Source organism: Pseudomonas sp. NBRC 111140 (genome assembly GCF_001320885.1).
In the GTDB taxonomy this organism is placed as follows: Bacteria; Pseudomonadota; Gammaproteobacteria; order Pseudomonadales; family Pseudomonadaceae; genus Aquipseudomonas; species Aquipseudomonas putida_P.
The window spans coordinates 38,023-60,160 of sequence record NZ_BCBQ01000003.1 but is presented as its reverse complement, the minus strand read 5'-3'; the positions used below and the strand labels follow the sequence as shown (position 1 = coordinate 60,160).

The 22,138-nt window shown below is 56.3% G+C and carries 19 protein-coding genes; all 19 read left to right on the top strand.

The annotated features are described in order from the left end of the window. The first annotated feature begins 22 nt into the window (after window positions 1-22). The 19 genes from serC to APH42_RS01610 all read left to right on the top strand — a co-directional run bounded on the left by serC (window position 23) and on the right by APH42_RS01610 (window position 22,136). The gene (gene serC, locus APH42_RS01700; RefSeq protein WP_041166649.1) at window positions 23-1,108 is read left to right on the top strand and encodes a 3-phosphoserine/phosphohydroxythreonine transaminase; all 1,086 of its coding nucleotides are present in this window, start codon (window positions 23-25) and stop codon (window positions 1,106-1,108) included. Further along, a complete protein-coding gene (gene pheA / locus APH42_RS01695) occupies window positions 1,108-2,202 on the top strand; it encodes a prephenate dehydratase (protein ID WP_012271038.1) in 1,095 nt (364 codons plus the stop codon). Before serC ends, pheA begins: the two co-directional genes overlap by 1 nt. A gap of 193 nt (window positions 2,203-2,395) precedes the next feature. Continuing rightward, entirely contained in the window at window positions 2,396-4,603 is a 2,208-nt protein-coding gene (locus APH42_RS01690) for a bifunctional prephenate dehydrogenase/3-phosphoshikimate 1-carboxyvinyltransferase (RefSeq protein WP_060492614.1), read from the top strand. After that, a complete protein-coding gene (gene cmk / locus APH42_RS01685) occupies window positions 4,600-5,286 on the top strand; it encodes a (d)CMP kinase (RefSeq protein ID WP_012271040.1) in 687 nt (228 codons plus the stop codon). The genes APH42_RS01690 and cmk overlap by 4 nt, the downstream gene beginning before the upstream one ends. Before the next feature lie 124 nt (window positions 5,287-5,410). Beyond that, complete coding sequence (rpsA, locus tag APH42_RS01680; RefSeq protein WP_003252673.1) at window positions 5,411-7,087, top strand: 30S ribosomal protein S1; 1,677 nt, start codon at window positions 5,411-5,413, stop codon at window positions 7,085-7,087. 306 nt (window positions 7,088-7,393) lie between these two features. Further along, window positions 7,394-7,690: an integration host factor subunit beta gene (gene ihfB / locus APH42_RS01675; protein WP_003252675.1), complete on the top strand. Its 297-nt coding sequence runs from the start codon at window positions 7,394-7,396 to the stop codon at window positions 7,688-7,690. Between the two features lie 19 nt (window positions 7,691-7,709). Next, window positions 7,710-7,973 (top strand): lipopolysaccharide assembly protein LapA domain-containing protein, encoded by a 264-nt coding sequence (locus APH42_RS01670; protein WP_012271042.1) that lies wholly within the window; start codon window positions 7,710-7,712, stop codon window positions 7,971-7,973. Window positions 7,974-8,073: 100 nt separating this feature from the next. Then, window positions 8,074-9,507 (top strand): MBL fold metallo-hydrolase, encoded by a 1,434-nt coding sequence (locus APH42_RS01665; protein ID WP_060492587.1) that lies wholly within the window; start codon window positions 8,074-8,076, stop codon window positions 9,505-9,507. A 390-nt stretch (window positions 9,508-9,897) separates the two neighbouring features. Further along, window positions 9,898-10,941 (top strand): Wzz/FepE/Etk N-terminal domain-containing protein, encoded by a 1,044-nt coding sequence (locus APH42_RS01660; RefSeq protein WP_060492586.1) that lies wholly within the window; start codon window positions 9,898-9,900, stop codon window positions 10,939-10,941. Window positions 10,942-10,988: 47 nt separating this feature from the next. Beyond that, window positions 10,989-12,239, top strand: coding sequence for an oligosaccharide flippase family protein (locus APH42_RS01655; RefSeq protein WP_060492585.1), 1,251 nt, complete (start codon window positions 10,989-10,991; stop codon window positions 12,237-12,239). Between the two features lie 47 nt (window positions 12,240-12,286). Then, complete coding sequence (locus APH42_RS01650) at window positions 12,287-13,288, top strand: hypothetical protein (protein WP_060492584.1); 1,002 nt, start codon at window positions 12,287-12,289, stop codon at window positions 13,286-13,288. A gap of 3 nt (window positions 13,289-13,291) precedes the next feature. Then, window positions 13,292-14,317, top strand: coding sequence for an EpsG family protein (locus tag APH42_RS01645; RefSeq protein ID WP_060492583.1), 1,026 nt, complete (start codon window positions 13,292-13,294; stop codon window positions 14,315-14,317). 70 nt (window positions 14,318-14,387) lie between these two features. Next, entirely contained in the window at window positions 14,388-15,596 is a 1,209-nt protein-coding gene (locus tag APH42_RS01640; protein WP_012271048.1) for a glycosyltransferase, read from the top strand. Continuing rightward, complete coding sequence (locus APH42_RS01635; protein ID WP_012271049.1) at window positions 15,589-16,623, top strand: polysaccharide biosynthesis protein; 1,035 nt, start codon at window positions 15,589-15,591, stop codon at window positions 16,621-16,623. The genes APH42_RS01640 and APH42_RS01635 overlap by 8 nt, the downstream gene beginning before the upstream one ends. A gap of 4 nt (window positions 16,624-16,627) precedes the next feature. After that, a complete protein-coding gene (locus tag APH42_RS01630; protein ID WP_012271050.1) occupies window positions 16,628-17,746 on the top strand; it encodes an NAD-dependent epimerase/dehydratase family protein in 1,119 nt (372 codons plus the stop codon). Between the two features lie 22 nt (window positions 17,747-17,768). After that, window positions 17,769-18,899: a non-hydrolyzing UDP-N-acetylglucosamine 2-epimerase gene (gene wecB, locus APH42_RS01625; RefSeq protein ID WP_012271051.1), complete on the top strand. Its 1,131-nt coding sequence runs from the start codon at window positions 17,769-17,771 to the stop codon at window positions 18,897-18,899. A 14-nt stretch (window positions 18,900-18,913) separates the two neighbouring features. After that, complete coding sequence (locus APH42_RS01620) at window positions 18,914-20,164, top strand: glycosyltransferase family 4 protein (RefSeq protein ID WP_060492582.1); 1,251 nt, start codon at window positions 18,914-18,916, stop codon at window positions 20,162-20,164. Continuing rightward, a complete protein-coding gene (locus APH42_RS01615) occupies window positions 20,164-21,129 on the top strand; it encodes an SDR family oxidoreductase (protein ID WP_012271053.1) in 966 nt (321 codons plus the stop codon). The genes APH42_RS01620 and APH42_RS01615 overlap by 1 nt, the downstream gene beginning before the upstream one ends. Next, window positions 21,126-22,136 carry a glycosyltransferase family 4 protein gene (locus tag APH42_RS01610; RefSeq protein ID WP_060492581.1) on the top strand — a complete coding sequence of 337 codons (1,011 nt, stop codon included), beginning with the start codon at window positions 21,126-21,128 and terminating at the stop codon, window positions 22,134-22,136. The genes APH42_RS01615 and APH42_RS01610 overlap by 4 nt, the downstream gene beginning before the upstream one ends. Window positions 22,137-22,138: the final 2 nt, after the last annotated feature.

Genomic DNA, 22,138 nt, shown 5'->3' with positions numbered 1-22,138 from the left:
ATTTGGCAGAGCGAGAGTGGATGTGAGCAAACGAGCCTTTAACTTCTGCGCAGGCCCTGCCGCGCTTCCTGACGCTGTCCTGCAGCGCGCCCAGGCCGAGATGCTGGACTGGCGTGGCAAGGGCTTGTCGGTGATGGAAATGAGCCATCGCAGCGACGATTACGTGGCCATCGCCGAAAAGGCCGAGCAGGACCTGCGTGACCTGCTGTCCGTCCCCTCCAACTACAAGGTGTTGTTCCTGCAGGGTGGTGCCAGCCAGCAGTTCGCTGAAATCCCGCTGAACCTGCTGCCGGAAAACGGTACCGCCGACTACATCGAAACCGGTATCTGGTCGAAAAAGGCCATCGAGGAGGCGCGCCGCTTTGGCAACGTCAATGTCGCCGCCAGCGCCAAGCCATACGATTACCTGGCCATCCCAGGTCAGAACGAGTGGAGCCTGACCAAGAACGCGGCCTACGTGCACTATGCGTCCAACGAGACCATTGGCGGCCTGCAGTTTGACTGGGTGCCGGAAACCGGTGACGTGCCGCTGGTCGTCGACATGTCGTCCGACATCCTCTCGCGTCCGATCGATGTGTCGCAGTACGGCCTGATCTACGCCGGCGCGCAGAAGAACATCGGCCCAAGCGGCCTGGTGGTGGTGATCGTCCGTGAAGACCTGCTGGGCCGCGCCCGCAGCAGCTGCCCGACCATGCTCGACTACAAGGTGTCGGCCGACAACGGTTCGATGTACAACACCCCGGCCACCTACTCCTGGTACCTCTCGGGCCTGGTCTTCGAGTGGTTGAAAGAGCAGGGTGGCGTCGACGCCATGGAGCAGCGCAACCGCGCCAAGAAAGAGCGTCTGTACGGCTTCATCGACAACAGCGATTTCTACACCAACCCGATCAGCGTCAATGCTCGTTCGTGGATGAACGTGCCGTTCCGCCTGGCTGATGAGCGCCTGGACAAGGCCTTCCTCGCCGGCGCCGACGCCCGTGGCCTGCTCAATCTCAAGGGCCACCGTTCGGTTGGCGGCATGCGCGCCTCCATCTACAACGCCCTGGGCCTGGAAGCGGTGGACGCGCTGGTGGGCTACATGGCTGAATTCGAGAAGGAGCACGGCTGATGTCCGAACAGGAGCTCAAGGCGCTGCGCGTACGCATTGACAGCCTCGACGAGAAAATCCTCGAGCTGATCAGCGACCGCGCCCGTTGCGCTGAAGAAGTGGCCCGGGTCAAGACCGCCTCGCTGAAAGAAGGCGAGAAGCCGGTGTTCTACCGTCCCGAGCGTGAGGCTGCGGTGCTCAAGCGCGTGATGGAGCGCAACAAGGGCCCGCTGGGCAACGAAGAGATGGCGCGGCTGTTCCGCGAAATCATGTCGTCGTGCCTGGCCCTGGAAGAGCCGCTGAAAGTCGCCTACCTCGGCCCCGAGGGTACGTTCACCCAGGCTGCGGCCATGAAGCACTTCGGCCACGCGGTGGTCAGCCGGCCAATGGCGGCCATCGACGAAGTGTTCCGTGAAGTGGCGGCCGGTGCCGTCAACTTCGGCGTGGTGCCGGTGGAAAACTCCACCGAAGGTGCGGTCAGCCACACCCTGGACAGCTTCCTCGAGCACGACATGGTGATTTGCGGCGAAGTCGAGCTGCGTATCCACCACCACCTGCTGGTGGGCGAGAACACCAAGACCGACAGCATCACCCGCATCTACTCCCACGCCCAGTCGCTGGCCCAGTGCCGCAAGTGGCTGGACGCGCATTACCCGAACGTTGAGCGCGTGGCCGTGTCGAGCAACGCCGAAGCGGCCAAACGGGTCAAGGGCGAGTGGAACTCGGCGGCGATCGCCGGCGACATGGCGGCCAACCTGTACGGTTTGACCCGCCTGGCCGAGAAAATCGAAGACCGCCCGGACAACTCCACGCGCTTCCTGATGATTGGTAGCCAGGAAGTGCCACCGACCGGTGACGACAAGACCTCGATCATCGTGTCGATGAGCAACAAGCCAGGTGCCCTGCACGAGTTGCTGGTGCCGTTCCACCAGAACGGCATCGACCTGACCCGTATCGAGACCCGCCCGTCGCGCAGCGGCAAGTGGACCTACGTGTTCTTCATCGACTTCGTTGGCCACCACCGCGACCCGCTGATCAAGGCGGTGCTCGAGCAGATCAGCCAGGAGGCTGTGGCGCTGAAGGTGCTGGGCTCTTATCCAAAGGCGGTGCTTTGATTCAAGGTTGCCGGGGCCGCTGCGCGGCCCTTCGCGACACGAGGCCGCTCCTACAGGAGTACGCAGTCCCTTGTAGGAGCGGCCTTGTGTCGCGATGGGCTGCAAAGCAGCCCCCTGCGGTCTCACAGGCTGTCCAGATTTCAGAACAGGGTTCGCACCAGTGGTAAATGCAGCAAAAACCAAACCCGCACCAATCATCAACCGCTTGGTCGTGGTCGGCCTCGGCCTGATCGGTGGCTCGTTCGCCAAGGGCCTGCGTGAAAGCGGCCTGTGCCGGGAAGTGGTCGGGGTCGACCTGGATGCCCCTTCGCGCAAGCAGGCCGTGGCCCTGGGCGTGGTCGACCGCTGCGAAGAAGACCTGGCTGCTGCCTGTGTCGGTGCCGATGTCATCCAGCTGGCCGTGCCAATCCTGGCCATGGAGAAAGTCCTGGCCCGCTTGGCCCAGCTCGACCTGGGTGATGCGATCATCACCGACGTCGGCAGTGCCAAGGGCAACGTCGTTCGTGAGGCGCGCGCCGTTTTCGGGCAGCGCCTGCCACGCTTCGTTCCAGGCCATCCCATCGCCGGCTCCGAGCAAAGCGGGGTAGAGGCCTCAAACGCCACCCTGTTCCGTCGGCACAAGGTGATTCTCACGCCGCTGGTCGAAACCGACCCGGCGGCGCTGGCCTTGGTCGACCGCCTGTGGCGTGCGCTGGATGCCGACGTGGAGCACATGTCGGTCGAGCGCCATGATGAAGTGCTGGCCGCCACCAGTCATCTGCCGCACCTGCTGGCCTTTGGCTTGGTCGATTCGCTGGCCAAGCGCAATGAAAACCTCGAGATCTTCCGGTACGCTGCGGGAGGCTTCCGCGATTTCACAAGAATCGCCGGCAGCGACCCGACCATGTGGCACGACATCTTCCTCGCCAACCGCGACGCTGTCCTGCGCACGCTTGATACATATCGCAGCGATCTCGACGCCTTGCGCGACGCGATCGCTGAAGGGGACGGGCACCAACTGCTGGGTGTATTCACCCGCGCTCGGGTTGCCCGCGAGCATTTCAGTAAAATCCTGGCCCGCCGGGCCTATGTGGACGCTATGAACGCCAACGATCTGATTTTCCTGGCCCAACCGGGTGGCCGCCTGAACGGGCGGATTCGCGTACCGGGCGACAAGTCGATTTCCCACCGCTCGATCATGCTCGGCTCGCTGGCCGAAGGCACTACCGAGGTCGAAGGCTTCCTCGAGGGTGAAGACGCGCTGGCGACCCTGCAGGCATTCCGTGACATGGGTGTGGTCATCGAAGGCCCCAACCATGGTCGAGTGACCATTCATGGTGTCGGCCTGCATGGCCTCAAGCCGCCGCCTGGCCCGCTGTATGTGGGTAACTCCGGTACTTCGATGCGCCTGCTGTCGGGCCTGTTGGCCGGTCAGTCGTTCGACGTGACCATGACGGGCGACGCCTCGCTGTCCAAGCGCCCGATGAACCGTGTGGCCAACCCGCTGCGCGAAATGGGTGCCGTGGTCGAGACCGGTCCGGAAGGCCGCCCGCCGCTGACCATCCGTGGTGGCCACAAGCTCAAGGGGCTGACCTACACGCTGCCGATGGCCAGCGCCCAGGTAAAATCCTGCCTGCTGCTGGCTGGCCTGTACGCCGAAGGCAAGACCACTGTCACCGAGCCTGCGCCTACCCGTGACCACACCGAGCGCATGCTGCGTGGTTTCGGCTATTCGGTCGAAAGCAACGGCCCGGTCGCTTCGCTGCAGTCCGGCGGCAAACTGACCGCTACCCGCATCGAAGTGCCGGCCGACATTTCCTCGGCGGCGTTCTTCCTGGTGGCAGCTTCTATCGCCGAAGGCTCCGAGTTGGTGCTGGAGCACGTTGGCATCAACCCGACCCGTACCGGCGTAATCGACATTCTGCGCCTGATGGGTGGCGACATCACCCTGGAAAACCAGCGTGAAGTCGGCGGCGAGCCAGTGGCCGACCTGCGTGTGCGCGGTGCCAAGCTCAAAGGTATCGATATTCCAGAAGCGTTGGTGCCGCTGGCCATCGACGAATTCCCGGTGCTGTTCGTCGCGGCTGCATGCGCTGAAGGGCGCACAGTGCTACGTGGCGCCGAAGAGCTGCGGGTGAAGGAGTCCGACCGCATCCAGGTCATGGCTGACGGCCTGATCACGCTGGGAATCAAGTGCGAGCCGACCCCGGACGGCATCATCATCGACGGCGGCCAGTTGGGCGGCGGCGAAGTACACGGGCATGGTGACCACCGCATCGCCATGGCCTTCAGCGTGGCCTCGCTGCGCGCCAGTGCGCCGATCCGCATCCACGACTGCGCCAACGTCGCCACCTCGTTCCCCAACTTCCTGGCACTGTGCGCCGAAGTGGGCATCCGCGTGGCGGAAGAGGGCAAGTCGTGAATTCGCTGGCACCGGTCATCACCATCGACGGGCCGAGCGGCTCGGGCAAGGGCACGGTCGCCGGCCTGCTGGCCCGTGAGCTGGGCTGGAAGCTGCTGGATTCTGGCGCGCTTTACCGGTTGCTGGCATTCAATGCCAGCAACCACGGCGTCGACCTGACCAACGAAGAGTTGCTGACCAAGCTTGCCGCCCATCTGGATGTGCAGTTCATCGCCGCCGAGCCCGGTAAGCTGCAACAAATCATCCTCGAGGGTGAGGACGTCAGCAACGTCATCCGTACCGAAACCGTCGGCGCGGGTGCGTCGATGGTGGCCTCGCTGCCGGCCGTGCGTGATGCACTGTTGGTGCGCCAGCGTGAATTCCGCGACGTGCCGGGGCTTATCGCCGACGGCCGCGACATGGGTACCGTGGTGTTTCCGGACGCGCCATTGAAGGTCTTCCTCACCGCCAGTGCGGAGGAGCGCGCACGTCGCCGTTACCTGCAGTTGAAGGGCAAGGGTGAAGATGTTAGTCTGTCGAGTCTGCTGGATGAGATTCGTGCGCGTGATGAGCGCGACACCCAACGTGCAGTGGCCCCGCTGAAGCCAGCGGCCGATGCCATTCAGTTGGACTCTACCGAGTTGTCCATCGAGCAGGTGTTGCAACGTATCAGAAGTGAAATCGCCCAGCGCGATCTCGCCTGATAGCCAGGAAAGCAGGCAGGGGCACCAGTCAACGTCCTGCCGGCTTTCCTTTACTTAAAACGAACCCACATTGTCTGGAATGTGGCTATGGGCGTTTGTTTCGCCCGAATCTACAGGAATTAAAATGAGCGAAAGCTTTGCAGAACTCTTTGAAGAAAGCCTGAAAACCCTCAATCTTCAGCCGGGTGCGATCATCACCGGTATCGTTGTCGACATCGACGGCGACTGGGTTACCGTACACGCTGGCCTGAAGTCCGAGGGCGTCATCCCGCTCGAGCAGTTCTACAACGAAGCTGGCGAGCTGACCATCAAGGTCGGTGACGAAGTGCACGTTGCGCTGGACGCGGTCGAAGACGGCTTTGGCGAAACCAAACTGTCCCGTGAAAAAGCCAAGCGCGCCGAGTGCTGGATTGTTCTGGAAGCAGCTTTCGCCGCCGAAGAAGTGGTCAAGGGCGTTATCAACGGTAAGGTTAAAGGCGGCTTCACTGTCGACGTTAACGGCATCCGTGCGTTCCTGCCGGGCTCCCTGGTTGATGTCCGCCCAGTGCGCGACACCACCCACCTGGAAGGCAAAGAGCTGGAATTCAAGGTCATCAAGCTGGACCAGAAGCGCAACAACGTTGTTGTTTCGCGTCGCAGCGTGCTGGAAGCCGAGAACAGCGCCGAGCGCGAAGCCCTGCTGGAAACCCTGCAGGAAGGCCAGCAAGTCAAGGGTATCGTCAAGAACCTCACCGACTACGGCGCATTCGTGGACCTGGGCGGTATCGACGGCCTGCTGCACATCACCGACATGGCTTGGAAGCGCATCAAGCACCCATCGGAAATCGTTAACGTTGGCGACGAAGTCGACGTACGCGTTCTGAAGTTCGACCGCGAGCGCAACCGCGTATCGCTGGGTCTGAAGCAGATGGGCGAAGATCCGTGGGTAGCTATCACTGCCCGTTACCCAGAAGGTACTCGCGTACAAGCTCGCGTTACCAACCTGACCGACTACGGCTGCTTCGCTGAGCTGGAAGAAGGCGTTGAAGGTCTGGTACACGTTTCCGAAATGGACTGGACCAACAAGAACATCCACCCGTCGAAAGTCGTTCAGGTTGGCGACGAAGTGGAAGTCATGGTTCTGGACATCGACGAAGAGCGTCGTCGTATCTCCCTGGGCATCAAGCAGTGCAAGTCCAACCCATGGGAAGACTTCTCCGGCCAGTTCAACAAGGGTGACAAGATCACCGGTACCATCAAGTCGATCACCGACTTCGGTATCTTCATCGGTCTGGACGGCGGCATCGACGGTCTGGTTCACCTGTCCGACATCTCCTGGAACGAAACCGGCGAAGAAGCCGTACGTCGTTTCAAGAAGGGCGACGAGCTGGAAACCGTCATCCTGTCGGTCGACCCAGAGCGCGAGCGCATCTCCCTGGGCATCAAGCAGCTGGAAGACGATCCGTTCTCCAACTTCGTTGCTGTCAATGACAAGGGCGCTATCGTCAAGGGCATCGTGAAAGAAGTTGACGCCAAAGGCGCCATCGTCACCCTGGCCGACGACATCGAAGCTACTCTGAAAGCTTCCGAAATCAGCCGTGACCGCGTTGAAGACGCGCGTAACGTTCTGAAGGAAGGCGAAGAGATCGAAGCCAAGATCATCAGCGTTGACCGCAAGTCCCGCGTTATCAGCCTGTCGATCAAATCGAAAGACGACGCTGAAGAGCGCGAAGCCATCCAGAGCCTGAAAAACGCTCCGGAAGCGGCTGCCGACACCACCATGGCTGCGCTGCTGCGCGAAGCAATGGCCAAGCAGAACTGAGTTCTGTTTGATCGGTAAAAAGGGCGACCCTCGGGTCGCCCTTTTTTTTGGCGTGGATTTTGGGGTGGGTTTAGTCGTGTTCGTCGTGAGGTTTGTGGTGTTCGATGGATCGAGCGCCGCTCGATCGCCGCGCCACTGCAATTCAACTGCCGGACACCTATAAAAGCCTCGCCGCCTAGACCATTCTTGTAAAACTTCAATCTTGAATTTTTTTATTAAGTCAAGAACCACCCTATTCAAAACCTTCCCGGCGTGCTACAAACTGGTTAAGCAATGATCTAGCTGCTTGATAACGAAGGGAAAAATATGACGAAGTCGGAGCTGATCGAACGTATTGTCACCCATCAGGGGCTGCTCTCGTCCAAGGACGTGGAGCTGGCCATCAAGACCATGCTTGAGCAGATGTCACAATGTCTGGCCACTGGTGATCGCATCGAGATTCGCGGTTTTGGCAGCTTCTCGCTGCACTATCGCGCACCTCGCGTGGGTCGCAACCCAAAGACTGGCCAGTCGGTCAGCCTCGAAGGTAAATTCGTGCCGCACTTCAAGCCCGGCAAAGAGCTGCGTGATCGGGTCAATGAAGAAGACGAGGCTGAAGCCTGATCAACCAAGGAGAAATCTGATGCGTAACCTCAAGCGCGCCCTGGCGGCGGTATTCGTGCTGCTGTTGGCGGCTGTGGTGCTGTTCTTCGTGCTGGAGAACCAGCAGGCCGTGTCGTTGGTTCTGTTCGGTTGGGCCGCGCCGGCCATGCCGGTTGCCGTGTTGGTACTGGCAGCTTTGGTCATTGGTCTGGCGGTAGGGCCATTGCTGGGAGCTTATGGTGTGCAGCGCAGCAAGCGCAAAATCAGGGCTTCTGCGCGACAGGCGGCACTAAGCGGAAATTAAGGAAATTTCCTACACCTGCTTAGGAAAGTTTCACCTATGCATGCGTCGGTCGACATGGAGTAATAGCGCACTTCATTTTCGGCCTAGGCGAGTGTGCAGCATGGAATATCCCAGCCTTTCCCATCATGGTGGTACCCGTGGCGTCACCGGGTCTTGCCATCAGTTGCACCTCGATTCTTCAACCAGTCTGCTGATCGACTGCGGCCTGGAGCAGGGTAGCGAAGCTGCGCCGGGAGCAGAAAGCGCAGCGCTTGGCTTCGACATTCAGGGTATCCAGGCCCTGGTCATCACTCACGTTCATCTCGATCATGTTGGCCGTATCCCGGCGCTGCTGGCTGCCGGCTATCGCGGTCCTATCGTGTGCAGCGAGCCTTCCGCGCGGCTGCTGCCGCTGGTGTTGGAGGATGCCTACAAGCTGAGCATCAGCAGTGAGCCCGCTCAGGTGGCCCGGTACCTCGAATTCATTCGTGACCTTATTGTGCCGCTGCCGTTCGAGCAGTGGCACACGTTGGTTGAGCATCCCGGTCTTGGCTGCCGCATTCGCTTGCAGCGCGCAGGCCATCTGTTGGGCTCGGCTTATGTCGAGTGCGACATGCAGCATGGGCAATCCAACAGCCGTTATGTGTTCTCCGGCGACCTGGGTGCGTGTGGCAACCCCTTGCTGCGTCCGGTTCAGCCACCAGAGCGTGCTGATGTGCTCGTACTGGAAAGTACCTATGGCGACCGCCTGCATTCGCATGTCGACGACCGTAGGCGGCGGCTGGAAGATGCCATTGATCGCGCCCTCGCCGACAAGGGCACTATTCTGATCCCTGCATTCAGTCTTGGTCGCACTCAAGAAGTGCTGTTTGAGCTGGAAGATATCCTGCACCGCAAGGCACTACTGGGCACGGCCGGTCCAGCCCCTGATGGTGAGCCGGTCGACTGGTCCCAGTTGCCCATCATCCTCGACTCGCCTCTGGCTCAGCGCATCACCAGCGTTTACCGGGAGCTGCACGATTACTGGAATGACGAGGCCAGGGCGCGTGTTGCTGAAGGGCGTGATCCGCTCGGCTTCAGTCAGCTGATCAGCGTGGATACCCATGCTCGCCACCAGCAGGTGGTCAACTACCTCAAGAGTACCGGTCGCCCGGCGATTGTGATTGCCGGCAATGGCATGTGCTCGGGTGGGCGTATCGTCAATTACCTCAAGGCCATGCTGGCAGATCCGCGGCATGAGGTGATGTTTGTGGGCTATCAGGCCAAGGGTACGCCGGGGGCGGTGATACAGGCTAGCGAAGGGGCGGAAGGGGTTGTGCAGGTTGATCTGGATGGGCGGATGTATGAGGTGCATCTCAAGGTTAGGACGATCGCTGGCTTTGCAGGGCATGCAGATCAATTGGGGCTTGTAAGGTTCGCCCTCCAGGGGCGGTCGCCAGCGCGGCAAATACTGCTTGTACATGGTGAGGCAGGCGCCAAACACCAGCTGGCAAGGGCATTACGCAATGATGCTGCTTGTTCGAGCGTCATGCCGGAAGTTGGTATACCAAGATAGCATGGCAGACTAATGGTCTTTTTTTTCAGGAACTTTTGGAACCAGGTGATTTCTACCTAAATCCTGAGCGATCGCGATGGCTACAGGGTTTCACGTGGAAGTCGGCAGGGTGATTAAATACATTTTTGGTATTGATAGGCGTTCGCGTTTGCAGGGAGGTAAATTGCCATCACTCTTGCTATTACTTTCGTATGGGATATTCTAAAGCCGAGAAGCCTGCTGGTATGAGGAGAGCCTCGAGCAGTTCTTTTTGGGCAGTAAAATTTCCCCCTTTGCGGGTGCTATTCGGCATTCGCTGTTTTTTATAACCCTCGTTTTTTCGGTTGCTGGCTTGGCGGCTGGGGAGGGGGCGAAAGTAAAAGTGCTGGTGAGAAAAGGATTAAAAATAGAATGGCTAGCGAGCAATACCGCGGTGGTGAGGAAGTTGATCTGGGTGAGCTGTTTAAAAGCGTGTGGGCGCAAAAGGTTTTGATAGCCGGATTAACACTCGCGTTGTTGTTGCTGGCAGCACTTTACGCGTTTACACGTCAACCTGTATATCAGGCCGATCTTGCGATCGTTGCGCCCTCTCATAATGATATTTCCCTCATTAATTATGGGCGTGGTGAGGCTACCGGCTTGGCGGTGATTACGGTCAAGGATGTGTATGAGCTATATGCGCGTCATCTGTATTCGGAAAATGCGCGACGGAAGGTATTCGAGGAAATCTTCTTTCCTTCGCTTTCTGAAAGCCAGAAAGCACAGCCGCAGAATGTATTGTTTACGCGATTCTCTCGCTTGTTTGTGATTAGCAAGACGGGTGATGACGCTGCTGCGCGCTATGTGGTCAGTGTCTCTGATTCTGAGCCTGCAGCAGCAGTGAAGTTGGCAGATGCGCTCGCGAATACCGCTGCTGAAATGACCAAGAGCGAACTAGTAAAAAATGCCCTTTCAGATGCATCTATGCGCGCAGTCATGTTGGATAAAGAAATATCCGGGAAGCGTGAGGTCGCGCGCAAAGAGCGAGAAGACCGACTGATTAAATTGAAGGAAGCGCTGTCAATTGCCTTGTCAGTCGGTTTGAGGAAGCCCCCTATTATTACGGGTAGTGCTTCGGAGTTGTCGGCACGGATGGATGGTGATCTTGCATACATGCGTGGTAGCGAAGCGATTCAGGCCGAAATTAATAATATGGCGATGCGTCAGTCTGACGATCCATATATTGCCAATTTACGTCAGCTTGAAGAGCGCATGGCATTTTATCGTGATTTGAAAATCAACGAGGATGCCTTTCGTGTTTATCAGCGGGATGGTGTGCTTGCAGTGCCGGACCAACCTATTAAGCCGAGGAAGGTTTTGATTATGCTGGGTGGGCTGGTATTGGGCGCTGGTTTGGGAGTATTCGTTGCACTAATTCGTTTTTTCGTGCGCGGGAAGAAAGCGCGGTTTGCATGATGAGTGGCTCGGCTCAGGTGTTATCGTTGTGCTAGAAGGGGCGTGAATTGAATCTTGTTCAGGTTAAAAAACTGTATAAAAACAACCTGAAAGTTGTTAGTAATTACCTGCACATGACGGTATTGCAGGTTATGAACTCTTTCTTTTACCTGCTGATCTACCCTTATGTCATTCACCGCCTTGGGGTGGAGAATTTTGGGCTGTATGTATTCGCATCCGGCGTCGCCATGTACTTCATGGTGCTTGTAAACTACGGCTTTGATATTCATGCAGCAAAGCTGGTTTCGCTGGAGCAAGAGAATAAAGCCGAGCATGGTAGTCTGCTGGCGCGCGTGTTACTGGCCAAAACGTGGCTGGCCTGCGCGGCCACAGCTATTTTTGTAATTTTGATAGCATTTTTTGAATTTATACGTTCGCATTGGCTGGTGTTTGCCCTGGCCTACGTCAACGTGCTGTCCAGTGTGTTTCTGCCGCTGTGGTACTTCCATGGTATGCAAAAGATGAAGGTGTTGACGAACATTCAGTTACTGCTGAAGTTGCTGTCGTTGCCTTTGATCTTCCTGATGGTTACCCAAGAAGGAGATGTAGGCATTTACACAGGGATTGTTGTGGGGGTCAACGTGCTCGCCAGCCTGGTCGCATTTCTTTTTGCCGCTCGGGGGTGCGAGCGTCCAGCCTTTCCCGCTGTAAAAGAGGTCAAGGAATTGCTGTTGGAAGTGCAACCATTTTTCTGGTCTACCGCAGCCAACACGTTTAAGCAGAAAAGTATTGAAATCATTATTGGTAGCCTCTTTGGTATGCGAGAGGTTGCGATTTACGACCTTGCGAACAAGATATTTTCGGTGCCGAGCTTGTTAGCATCAAATATAAATGCGGCATTGTTCCCTGCGCTAATTCGCAATGCACGACGTGAGTTGATTAGCAAAATTATAAAAATCGAGCTTGGCGTAGGTTTGCTGTGTATCTTGTCGGTTGTGGTTGCTGGATATTGGGTGGTGGCGCTGATTGCACCACCTGGTATGGAGCAGGCGTATTACCTATCGATCCTGCTTAGCTTCAGTATCCTGACCTACCTCATTGTTGGTAGTCATATTTATTTCATCTATGTTCCGAACCAATGTTATAGTTTGGTGCTAAAAAATCAGATTGTATCGATTATTTCATTCTATTGCTTTTGCGCGCTGTACTTGAGCATCCACTGGGATATCAGTTCTGTGGTGCTCGGCTTGGTAACTTCAGCTATGCTCGAGATCGTATACAGTTACAGTCTTGTAAAAAAAGTTCCCGGATATCAATAGGTTGTCGGGAAGTGACACCCTGTCAAGAAGTGGAAGGTAGGCGATTTATGGAGAAATTCGACGTACCGGTGGCATTGTTCTTGTTCAAGCGTATTGACAAGCCTCTGGAAATCATCAAGCAGCTTGCCAAGGTTGCTCCTGCGCGTCTGTACCTGCTTTCTGATGGTGGGCGAACCGATGACGAGCGTCGCCAGGTCGCTGAGTGCCGTGAGGCGATCGAGCGGGCTATTACCTGGGAATGCGAGATTGTCAGGAAATACGAAGCGCAGAACGTGGGTGTATATGAAAACATAGCGGGTGGCGCTAAGTGGGTGCTGCAGCAAGAGCCGTTCGCTATTTTTCTGGAAGATGATAACTTGCCGGAAATTACCTTTTTCCAATTCTGCAAAGAGTTGTTGGCAAGGTATGAGCACGATACCCGTGTCTTGTGGATATGCGGGACGAACTACCTGAAGACGTATGCGCCGCAAGATGGTTCAAGTTACGTGTTTACCAAGAATATGATGCCGTGTGGCTGGGCATCCTGGGCAAGTAAATTTATACCCTTCTATGACGGTGAGCTTGGTCTGTGGCAAGATCCCTATGTGCGTGATCGCATTCGTCATGAATATGCATATGAAAAACTCTACTATCAGGATCGCTACAATGTAGAGTATGAATTGGATGCCAGGGCCAAGACGGGTCGGTTCTATTCATGGGATTATCAAATGAGTTTTTCCATTCGCGCCCACAATGTGTACGGTATCGTGCCGGCGTACAATCAGATCACCAATATTGGGGTGGATGCTGATTCGACGCACGGTGGCACATCGATGGAAGACGTCATGACCGAGCGATTCTGCGGTCTTCCAACTCGGCCTATGGAGTTTCCGTTAAAGCATCCCAAGACGCTGTTGATTGATCAGCCCTTTGAGGTCGCAGTTGCTAAAATTATCCTTCATCCGAAGTTTTTTTCACTCAAATCAAGGCTTTCGCGCGCTATTCGTAAGCTATTGGGCATCGGTAAGACAGAAAGCATTCTGGGCTATTTCAAGAGCAAGATAGCCTGAGCCATGACGACGACGCGGAGCAGGTACCTCTCGATTATTTTGTCTGTCCCAGTATTCCTGCTGATGTGGGTGCTCTACGGGTGGAATACCTGGAATGGTGATCGTGAGGGTTACGAGCTGTACTACAATACGCGTGTAACCTTGGCTAGTTGGGGCAAGGAAGTTGGTTACGGCTACCTCAACATACTGGCGAATCAGTCCGGAATATCATTCGGCCATTTTCAGATTGCGTTGTCGCTGGTAACGCTACTTTTTGTGTATCGCTACGTCCTCAAGAAAGCCGTCGCCCCTGTAGCGTCGATGCTTGCTTATTTTGTGTGTTTCTTCGCACTGGACTTTGTCTTGATGCGAAATTTTCTGGCGTTTGCCATATGCCTGCAAGCGATATTGTTTTTGCACGAAGGGGGCTGGAGAGGCCGAGTAGTCTACGTACTATTAATCATGCTGGCGACCAGTATCCATCAGTCTTCGCTAATTTACATGGTTTTCGTGGTAATGCCTCTAGGGCGAGCGCTACCGTTGATGCGCTTCCTGTTGTTTTTCTGTACCTGTATAGCTACTTACGTGATGGTACGTTATTTTGTACCGCTTCCAGATGCGATAGCTGCGCATTTTAGTTACTACGCCACTTCATTGAAGAGCTCCTTGTTCAATTCTATTGTTCATGTGTTTTCAGTGCTTTTCCTGGTGCTGGTCGTAGTGGGGGAGCGGAAGCATTTGTTGCGCAGCGCTGCGATGGATGAGCGTGGTAAAGAATTGACTTTTATTTACAATCTCAATCTCTTGTCGTTGCTATTTATTCCGCTCTATTTCGAGTCTGAAATTTTTATCAGGTTGCTCAGGTTTGTTCTTTTCTTCAATGTCCTCCATTGCGTAAATGCTTTGTTCGTGTGGCGCAAGACCCATTTTCTCATTGTGAGCTATCTGTCATTCTTGGCGCTTTACCTCGTAATATTTTTCCTGGTTCCGGTGGCTGAGTATTCGGTGATACCGCTGTTCAAGAACAATGCACTGTTGGGGCTAGGGTGATGAACGCATACATAATGGAACAGGCTTTGCTGGGTGCAGGGGGAGACAATCAGGTGGCTGGGGCTCATTCATGAAGGTCGTGTTTCTGGGTGGCGTATTCACGGATGCCGACCGCGCATCAATCGTCCGCTATTCTCAAGGTAGCATCCAGTTTGCGGCGGATACCCTGCAGAAGAACTACATCCGCGGTTTTGGCGAATGTCCAGAAATCAGCGGGGTGACGGTTGTCAACCTGCCGTTTATCGGTGCATATCCGCGACGATACAAGGAAATGTTCTATTCGCCTGTCGCCACACAGGAAAAGATGAATGGCGCGACCGTACAGAACAAGGCCTTTCTCAACCTGACGATCATCAAGAACCTACATAAGGTGCTGGTAGCCTACCGCGGAATACAAGATAACCTGCCCAAGGGGGGGGGGCGTTCATTGCTGGTCTGTTACTCAATGCACCTGCCATTTCTTCTTGCCTGCAGATGGGTCCGAGCAGTGCGCAAGGATGTAGATTTTTGCGTGATTGTGCCGGACCTTCCAGAGTACATGGCGGTGCGCACGGGGCTGACCAAGCTTGTCTTCCATGGTTTGGCGCGGTTGTCATACCGCATTGTCAATGGCGCCGACAGCGTAGTCGCTATCACGGATGCGATGCTTGACGTTTTTTCGCCAAAGCTCAAAAAGGTTGTTGTTGAAGGTATCGCAGACAGTGACTATGTCAACCGCCCGAGTTCGTCCGTGCGCAAGCCCTATTTCTTGTATAGCGGTACCTTGGACAGACGATATGGAATTCGCAAGCTATTGGATGCATTCGTTGAATCCAATATTGAGAATTACCACCTTTATATCTGTGGTGATGGTGATGATCGTGCCAATGTAGAAAGCGTTTCTGCAACTAATGCTAGAGTGAAATACCTCGGGCAATTGGACAGGAATGCTGTTTTGCAGTTGCAGCGTGAAGCATCGCTGCTGATTAATCCGCGTGATAATGAGTCGGCGTTCACTAAGTATTCATTTCCTTCCAAGATAATCGAATACATGTCTTCTGGTGTGCCAGTCATGATGTATGCGCTTGACGGTATACCCGCAGAATATTATCGTTTTTGCTACCTGGTTCCACCCGGCGCAGACGGGTTGAGGGATATGCTGGCCAAGGTGGCCTCGTTCGATATCGATGAACTCGTCGAAATGGGGCAAACGGCAAAAAAATTCGTTGCAAATCATAAAATGCCCAGTGCTCAGGTCGCCAAGGTGCTGGATGCCATAAAAGGGAAAACCTATGTTTAAAGGCAAGAAATTACTCATCACCGGCGGAACCGGATCGTTTGGCAATGCTGTTCTGAAGCGTTTCCTGGACACTGATATTGCGGAAATCCGCATTTTCAGCCGAGACGAAAAAAAACAGGATGACATGCGCAAGCGCTATGCCAGCTCCAAGCTGAAGTTTTATATCGGCGATGTGCGTGACTACCAAAGCGTTTTGAATGCGACACGGGGTGTCGACTACATTTTTCATGCGGCCGCGCTGAAGCAGGTGCCATCCTGCGAGTTTCACCCCATGGAGGCGGTCAAGACCAACGTGATTGGTACCGAAAACCTCTTGGAGGCCGCCATCCAGAACGAAGTACGTCGGGTTGTTTGCCTGAGCACTGACAAGGCGGTTTACCCGATCAACGCCATGGGTATTTCCAAGGCGATGATGGAAAAGGTGATGGTTGCGAAATCACGTAACGTCGATGAGAAAAAGACAGTGATTTGCGGTACTCGCTATGGCAACGTCATGGCTTCTCGTGGTTCGGTCATCCCCCTGTTCATCGAACAGATTCGTGCCGGCCAGGCACTGACCTTGACGGACCCTAACATGACGCGCTTCATGATGACCTTGTCCGATGCGGTCGATCTCGTGCTGTATGCCTTCGAGCACGGTAACAACGGCGACCTGTTCGTACAGAAAGCGCCTGCCGCCACCATTGAAGTGCTGGCCAAGGCGTTGACCGAACTGGTTGGCAAACCGGCGCATCCGATCAATGTCATCGGTACCCGTCACGGCGAGAAGCTCTACGAAGCGCTGCTGAGCCGAGAGGAACTGGTATGTGCCGAGGACATGGGGGATTACTACCGCGTGCCGCCAGATCTGCGTGACCTGAACTACGCGAAATTCGTGGAAGAGGGCGAGACCCGCCTCTCCATTACCGAGGACTACAACTCGCACAACACCCAACGCCTCGATGTCGCCGGGATGCAGCAACTGCTGCGCAAGCTCGACTTCATTCGTGCCATCGAACGCGGCGAGCATGCGACCCCGGAGGAATGAAACGATGAAAGTACTGGTCACAGGGGCAAATGGTTTCGTAGGGCGTAACCTGCTGGTGCACCTTGGCGAGCGCAAGGACATCGAGGTCGTGCTTTTCACGCGGGAGCATGCCCTTGAGTCGCTAGCCGAAAAGGTTCGAGATGTGGACTTCGTGTTCCATCTGGCGGGCATAAACCGGCCAAAAGACCCCGAGGAATTCAAGGTTGGCAATGCTGACCTGACCCTGGAGCTTTGCCGGGCCATCAAGGCAAGTGGGCGGCAAATTCCCGTCCTTTATACTTCGTCGAGCCAGGCTGAGCTGGATAACGCCTACGGTGCCAGCAAGCGCGGCGCCGAAGAGGCCCTGGCCGAGTTGCAAACGCAGCATGGCTCGGCCGTGCACCTGTTCCGCCTACCCAATGTGTTTGGCAAGTGGGCACGGCCGAACTACAACTCGGCAGTGGCAACGTTCTGCCACAACATCGTGCATGGCCTGGACATCACCATCAACGACCCTCAGGCGCGTATCAACCTGGTCTACATCGATGATGTAGTCAAAGCGTTCGTACAGGTGCTGGACGGTGTGAAGTCCGGTACGCCGTTTGCGCAGGTAGAGCCGCAGTACAGCATCACCGTGGGTGAACTGGCAGACCTGTTACGCACCTTCCGCGATAGCCGTGCGAGCATGGTCACAGAAGCAGTGGGTACCGGTTTGGTGCGAGCCCTGTATTCGACCTACTTGAGCTATGTGCCCCCCGAGAGTTTCACCTATACGGTGCCCAAGCATGGCGACCCGCGAGGCGTGTTCGTCGAAATGCTGAAAACCAAGGACAGTGGCCAGTTTTCGTACTTCACCGCGCACCCCGGTATTACCCGTGGCGGCCATTACCACCATACCAAGACCGAAAAGTTTTTGGTGATCAAGGGCAAAGCGTGTTTCCGCTTCCGTCATGTGGTCTCAGGGGCGTTCCACGAATTGTTCACCTCTGGCGAAGAGCCGGAGATTGTCGAGACTGTCCCAGGCTGGACCCACGACATCACCAACGTAGGTGAGGACGAAATGATCGTCATGCTCTGGGCCAACGAAATTTTCGACCGTGAGAACCCTGATACCTACGCTCGGCCAGTAGGCACCGAAGCCTGAATGGGCCCGAGAGGATGAACCGATGAAAAAACTGAAAGTTGTCACCGTTGTTGGTACCCGCCCGGAAATCATCCGGCTGTCGCGCGTGATTGCGCGCCTGGATGAATACTGCGAGCACATTCTGGTGCACACCGGCCAGAACTATGACTACGAGCTCAATGAGATCTTCTTCCAGGACTTGGGAATCCGCAAACCGGACCATTTCCTGAACGCGGCAGGCGCAAGCGGGGCTGAAACCATCGGCAATGTGATCATTGCGGTGGACAAAGTGCTGGCCGAGGTCAAGCCGGAGGCCCTGCTGGTCCTCGGCGACACCAACAGCTGCATGGCGGTGTTGCCGGCCAAGCGTCGCAAGATACCGACCTTCCACATGGAGGCGGGCAACCGCTGCTTCGACATGCGGGTGCCGGAAGAAATCAACCGCCGAATCGTTGACCATACTGCCGATATCAACCTGACGTACAGTACCATCGCCCGCGATTACTTGCTGCGCGAAGGTCTGCCAGCCGACCAGATCATCAAGACCGGCAGCCCGATGTTCGAAGTGCTTGAGCACTATCGTGGCGGCATCGAAGCATCGGACGTGCTGCAGCGCCTTGGTCTGGAACCGGGTAAATTCTTTGTCGTGAGCGCTCACCGCGAAGAAAACATCGATTCCGACAAAAACTTCCTCAAACTGGTGGATGTGCTTAATACCGTGGCAGCAGAGTTTGACCTCCCGGTAATCGTTTCCACCCACCCGCGCACGCAGAAACGTGTTGATGCCATGGGTATCAACTTCCACGCCAACGTGCGTTTGCTGAAGCCGCTAGGGTTCAAGGATTACAACAAGTTGCAGTCCGAAGCCCGCGCTGTGCTTTCTGACAGTGGCACGATCAATGAGGAGGCTTCGATCCTCAACTTCCCTGCATTGAACATTCGCGAGGCGCATGAACGGCCTGAAGGTATGGAAGAGGCTGCGGCGATGATGGTTGGTCTTGAGGTTGAGCGGGTGCTGCAGGGCCTAGGTATCCTCGAACGGCAGTCGCGAGGGGCCGACCGTGACCTGCGTCTGGTTGCCGACTACAGCATGCCAAATGTTTCCGACAAAGTAGTGCGAATTCTGCACAGCTATACCGATTACGTGAACCGTGTGGTATGGAAACGCTACTGAACCGGAAGCTATCGATGCCAGCTGAAAAATTGCGTGTACTGGTTGTGACGCAGTACTTCTGGCCGGAAAACATGCGGATCAATGATATGGTCCGCGACTTCACCGCCAGAGGTCATGAAGTGACGGTTCTGACGGGGCTCCCCAACTATCCGGAGGGGCGTGTTTTCCAGGACTATAAAGCCAACCCAGAGGCGTTCTCTTCCTATGAGGGGGCGCAAGTCGTTCGTGTGCCGCTGGTACCCCGTGGCAAACGCAGCATACAACTGGTATTCAACTACCTGTCGTTCTGCGTGCTGGCATCTTTGATGGGCGCCTTCAAATTGCGTGGGCACAAATTCGATGCTGTTTTCGTCTATGCCGTTTCGCCCATTCTCGCGGCCATACCTGCTGTTGTAATCGGGCGGTTGAAACGGGCGCCGGTATTTGTCTGGGTGCTAGACCTATGGCCGGAGACATTGCGGGCGGTTAACGTCATCCACGACCGGCGATTGCTGGGGTTGGTGGGCAAGGCGGTATCGTGGATCTACAACCGCACCGATTACCTGTTGCTGCAGTCTCGCGGCTTTTTCGACAATGTGCGCCGGTATTGCACACGGAAAATCGAGGACGACCGGTTGGTGTACTTCCCCAGTTGGGCTGAAGACGACTTTTCGGCGCCCATGAACAAGCCCTGTGCACTTATCGCCCGGGACAGTTCTGTGTTTACGGTCGTCTTTGCCGGCAACATTGGTGAGGCGCAAGATTTTCCGGCCATCCTTGATGCCGCGCAGGCATTACGGGGTGAAGTTCCGGTTCGCTGGGTCATCGTCGGAGATGGCCGCATGAGCGCATGGTTGACTGATGAAGTGCGCAATCGCGGTCTGGATAACGTGCACTTGCTGGGGCGCCATCCCCTTGATGCCATGCCGCCCCTCTTCGCTCAGGCTGACGCGTTGCTGGTCTCCTTGCGTACCAACGACGTGTTTGAGCAGACCATCCCTGGCAAGGTACAGGCCTATCTGGCTTCCGGTAGACCGGTACTGGGCATGATCAATGGCGAGGCGGCGCGGGTCATCGACGCGTCCGGTGCGGGTTACGCCTGTGCGTCTGGCGATGGCGAAGGGCTAGCGACGATCACTCGCAAGATGGCCACGCTTGCGCCTGAGCAGCGCCAGGCAATGGGGGAAAGCGGGCGGCGCTTTTATGAACAGGAATTCTCTCGCCAGGTGCTGCTGACACGTCTTGAGCAGCTGTTTGGCGGTGCCACCTTACGGAGGACAAGTTGATGAACCGCCGTGTATTTCTCACCGGAGCGAGTGGCTTTGTGGGCAGTGCCGTATTGCACAGGCTGTTGGCAGACGGCATGCCAACTGTGGCCACGGTGCGTGGCAGCAGCCTGTCACTACCGCCCGCTGTACAGGCAGTGCCCTTCGATTCGTTCGAGGAAGCAGGCCAATGGGGCGAGGCGTTGCGCGGCTGCGACACGGTTATTCATTGCGCAGCCCGTGTTCATGTGATGAATGATACAGAGGCCGACCCACTTTCTGCATTTCGCAAGGTCAATGTGCAGGGCACCATGAACCTTGCCCGGCAAGCTGTCGCAGCAGGGGTGAAGCGCTTCGTCTTTATCAGTTCGATCAAGGTCAATGGCGAGGGAACTGCACCTGGGCAGCCCTACACCGCGCACGACCGCCCGCAACCTCAAGACCCGTATGGCATCTCCAAGATGGAGGCGGAGGCCCAATTGCTGGCTTTGGCGCAAGCGTCCGGGCTGGAAGTCGTGATCATACGGCCGGTGCTGGTGTATGGCCCTGGGGTCAAAGCGAACTTCCAGGCCATGATGCGTTGGTTGAACAAGGGCGTGCCGTTGCCATTTGGGGCCATCGACAATCGTCGGAGCCTGGTTGCACTCGACAATCTGGTAGACCTGATAGTGACCTGTACCGATCACCCGGCGGCTGTAAACCAGGTGTTTCTGGTTAGCGACGGTGAGGACCTTTCCACTACTGCGTTGCTACGCCGCATGGCCCAGGCATTGGGCGCGCCGGCGCGATTGCTACCCGTACCTGGCTGGGTCCTCAGCGGCGGAGCCAACCTGTTGGGCCGTACGGCGTTGTCCAAAAGATTATGCGGGTCATTGCAGGTGGATATCGAAAAAACGCGTAAGGTACTTGGCTGGCGACCGCCGGTGAGTGTCGATGCCGCGCTCAGGGCGACTGCGCAACATTTTCAGGAGTCGTCGAACAAATGATGCTTTGGTGGCTTTTACCCGTAGTGCTGCTGTGTTCGTTGGCCATGACCGGCACGTTGAGACGTTATGCATTGGCCAAGAACATCATCGATGTACCCAATGCACGCAGCTCACATTCAATCCCAACGCCCCGTGGCGGTGGTGTGTCGATTGTCCTCGCGTTTCTGGCCGCATTGGCAGTGATGACATTGCAGGCTGGCGCGCAAACTGACGCGTTGGTTGCATTGGGCGGTGCGGGGGCGTTAATCGCAGTGCTCGGCTTCATGGACGACCATGGCCATATTGCCGCCCGCTGGCGTTTGCTGGGGCACTTTGCCGCGGCCGTCTGGATTTTGTACTGGCTGGGCGGGTTGCCCGTGCTTCAGGTGTTCGGCTGGTCGCTCGATCTGGGCTGGGCCGGTGCAGTGTTGGCGGCGATCTACCTGGTTTGGCTGCTCAACCTGTACAACTTCATGGATGGTATCGATGGCATTGCCAGTGTAGAGGCAATCACTGTCTGCCTAGGTGCCTGTCTGCTTTACTGGTTGAGTGGACACGCGAGCATGACGGCCCTGCCGCTTTTGCTGGCCGCAGCCGTGGCGGGTTTCCTGTTCTGGAATTTCCCACCTGCGAAGATTTTCATGGGCGATGCAGGTAGCGGTTTCCTAGGGATTATCCTCGGTGGTCTTTCACTGCAAGCTGCTTGGCTGTCTTCCCAGTTGTTCTGGTGCTGGCTGATCTTGCTGGGTGTTTTCATCGTCGACGCCAGCTATACCTTGGTTCGCCGTTTGTTGCGCGGTGACAAGGTTTATGAGGCACATCGCAGCCATGCCTATCAGTTCGCGTCGCGTCGTTACGGCAGGCACCTGCCGGTAACCTTGGCAGTCACTGCGCTGAATCTGTGCTGGCTGCTGCCGGTGGCCCTCTGCGTTATGTTGTTGGGTCTCGACGGTGTAATGGGGCTGATCATCGCCTATGTGCCTTTGGCGCTCATCGCGGCCTATTATCGCGCGGGTAGCTTGGAATAACT

What these genes read in the sequence shown, in the direction of transcription:
- pheA (WP_012271038.1), top strand. Translation starts at nt 1,108, where the DNA reads ATGTCCGAACAGGAGCTCAAGGCGCTGCGCGTACGCATTGACAGCCTC.
- rpsA (WP_003252673.1), top strand. Translation starts at nt 5,411, where the DNA reads ATGAGCGAAAGCTTTGCAGAACTCTTTGAAGAAAGCCTGAAAACCCTC.
- ihfB (WP_003252675.1), top strand. Translation starts at nt 7,394, where the DNA reads ATGACGAAGTCGGAGCTGATCGAACGTATTGTCACCCATCAGGGGCTG.
- APH42_RS01670 (WP_012271042.1), top strand. Translation starts at nt 7,710, where the DNA reads ATGCGTAACCTCAAGCGCGCCCTGGCGGCGGTATTCGTGCTGCTGTTG.
- APH42_RS01665 (WP_060492587.1), top strand. Translation starts at nt 8,074, where the DNA reads ATGGAATATCCCAGCCTTTCCCATCATGGTGGTACCCGTGGCGTCACC.
- APH42_RS01660 (WP_060492586.1), top strand. Translation starts at nt 9,898, where the DNA reads ATGGCTAGCGAGCAATACCGCGGTGGTGAGGAAGTTGATCTGGGTGAG.
- APH42_RS01650 (WP_060492584.1), top strand. Translation starts at nt 12,287, where the DNA reads ATGGAGAAATTCGACGTACCGGTGGCATTGTTCTTGTTCAAGCGTATT.
- APH42_RS01645 (WP_060492583.1), top strand. Translation starts at nt 13,292, where the DNA reads ATGACGACGACGCGGAGCAGGTACCTCTCGATTATTTTGTCTGTCCCA.
- APH42_RS01640 (WP_012271048.1), top strand. Translation starts at nt 14,388, where the DNA reads ATGAAGGTCGTGTTTCTGGGTGGCGTATTCACGGATGCCGACCGCGCA.
- APH42_RS01635 (WP_012271049.1), top strand. Translation starts at nt 15,589, where the DNA reads ATGTTTAAAGGCAAGAAATTACTCATCACCGGCGGAACCGGATCGTTT.
- APH42_RS01630 (WP_012271050.1), top strand. Translation starts at nt 16,628, where the DNA reads ATGAAAGTACTGGTCACAGGGGCAAATGGTTTCGTAGGGCGTAACCTG.
- wecB (WP_012271051.1), top strand. Translation starts at nt 17,769, where the DNA reads ATGAAAAAACTGAAAGTTGTCACCGTTGTTGGTACCCGCCCGGAAATC.
- APH42_RS01620 (WP_060492582.1), top strand. Translation starts at nt 18,914, where the DNA reads ATGCCAGCTGAAAAATTGCGTGTACTGGTTGTGACGCAGTACTTCTGG.
- APH42_RS01615 (WP_012271053.1), top strand. Translation starts at nt 20,164, where the DNA reads ATGAACCGCCGTGTATTTCTCACCGGAGCGAGTGGCTTTGTGGGCAGT.
- APH42_RS01610 (WP_060492581.1), top strand. Translation starts at nt 21,126, where the DNA reads ATGATGCTTTGGTGGCTTTTACCCGTAGTGCTGCTGTGTTCGTTGGCC.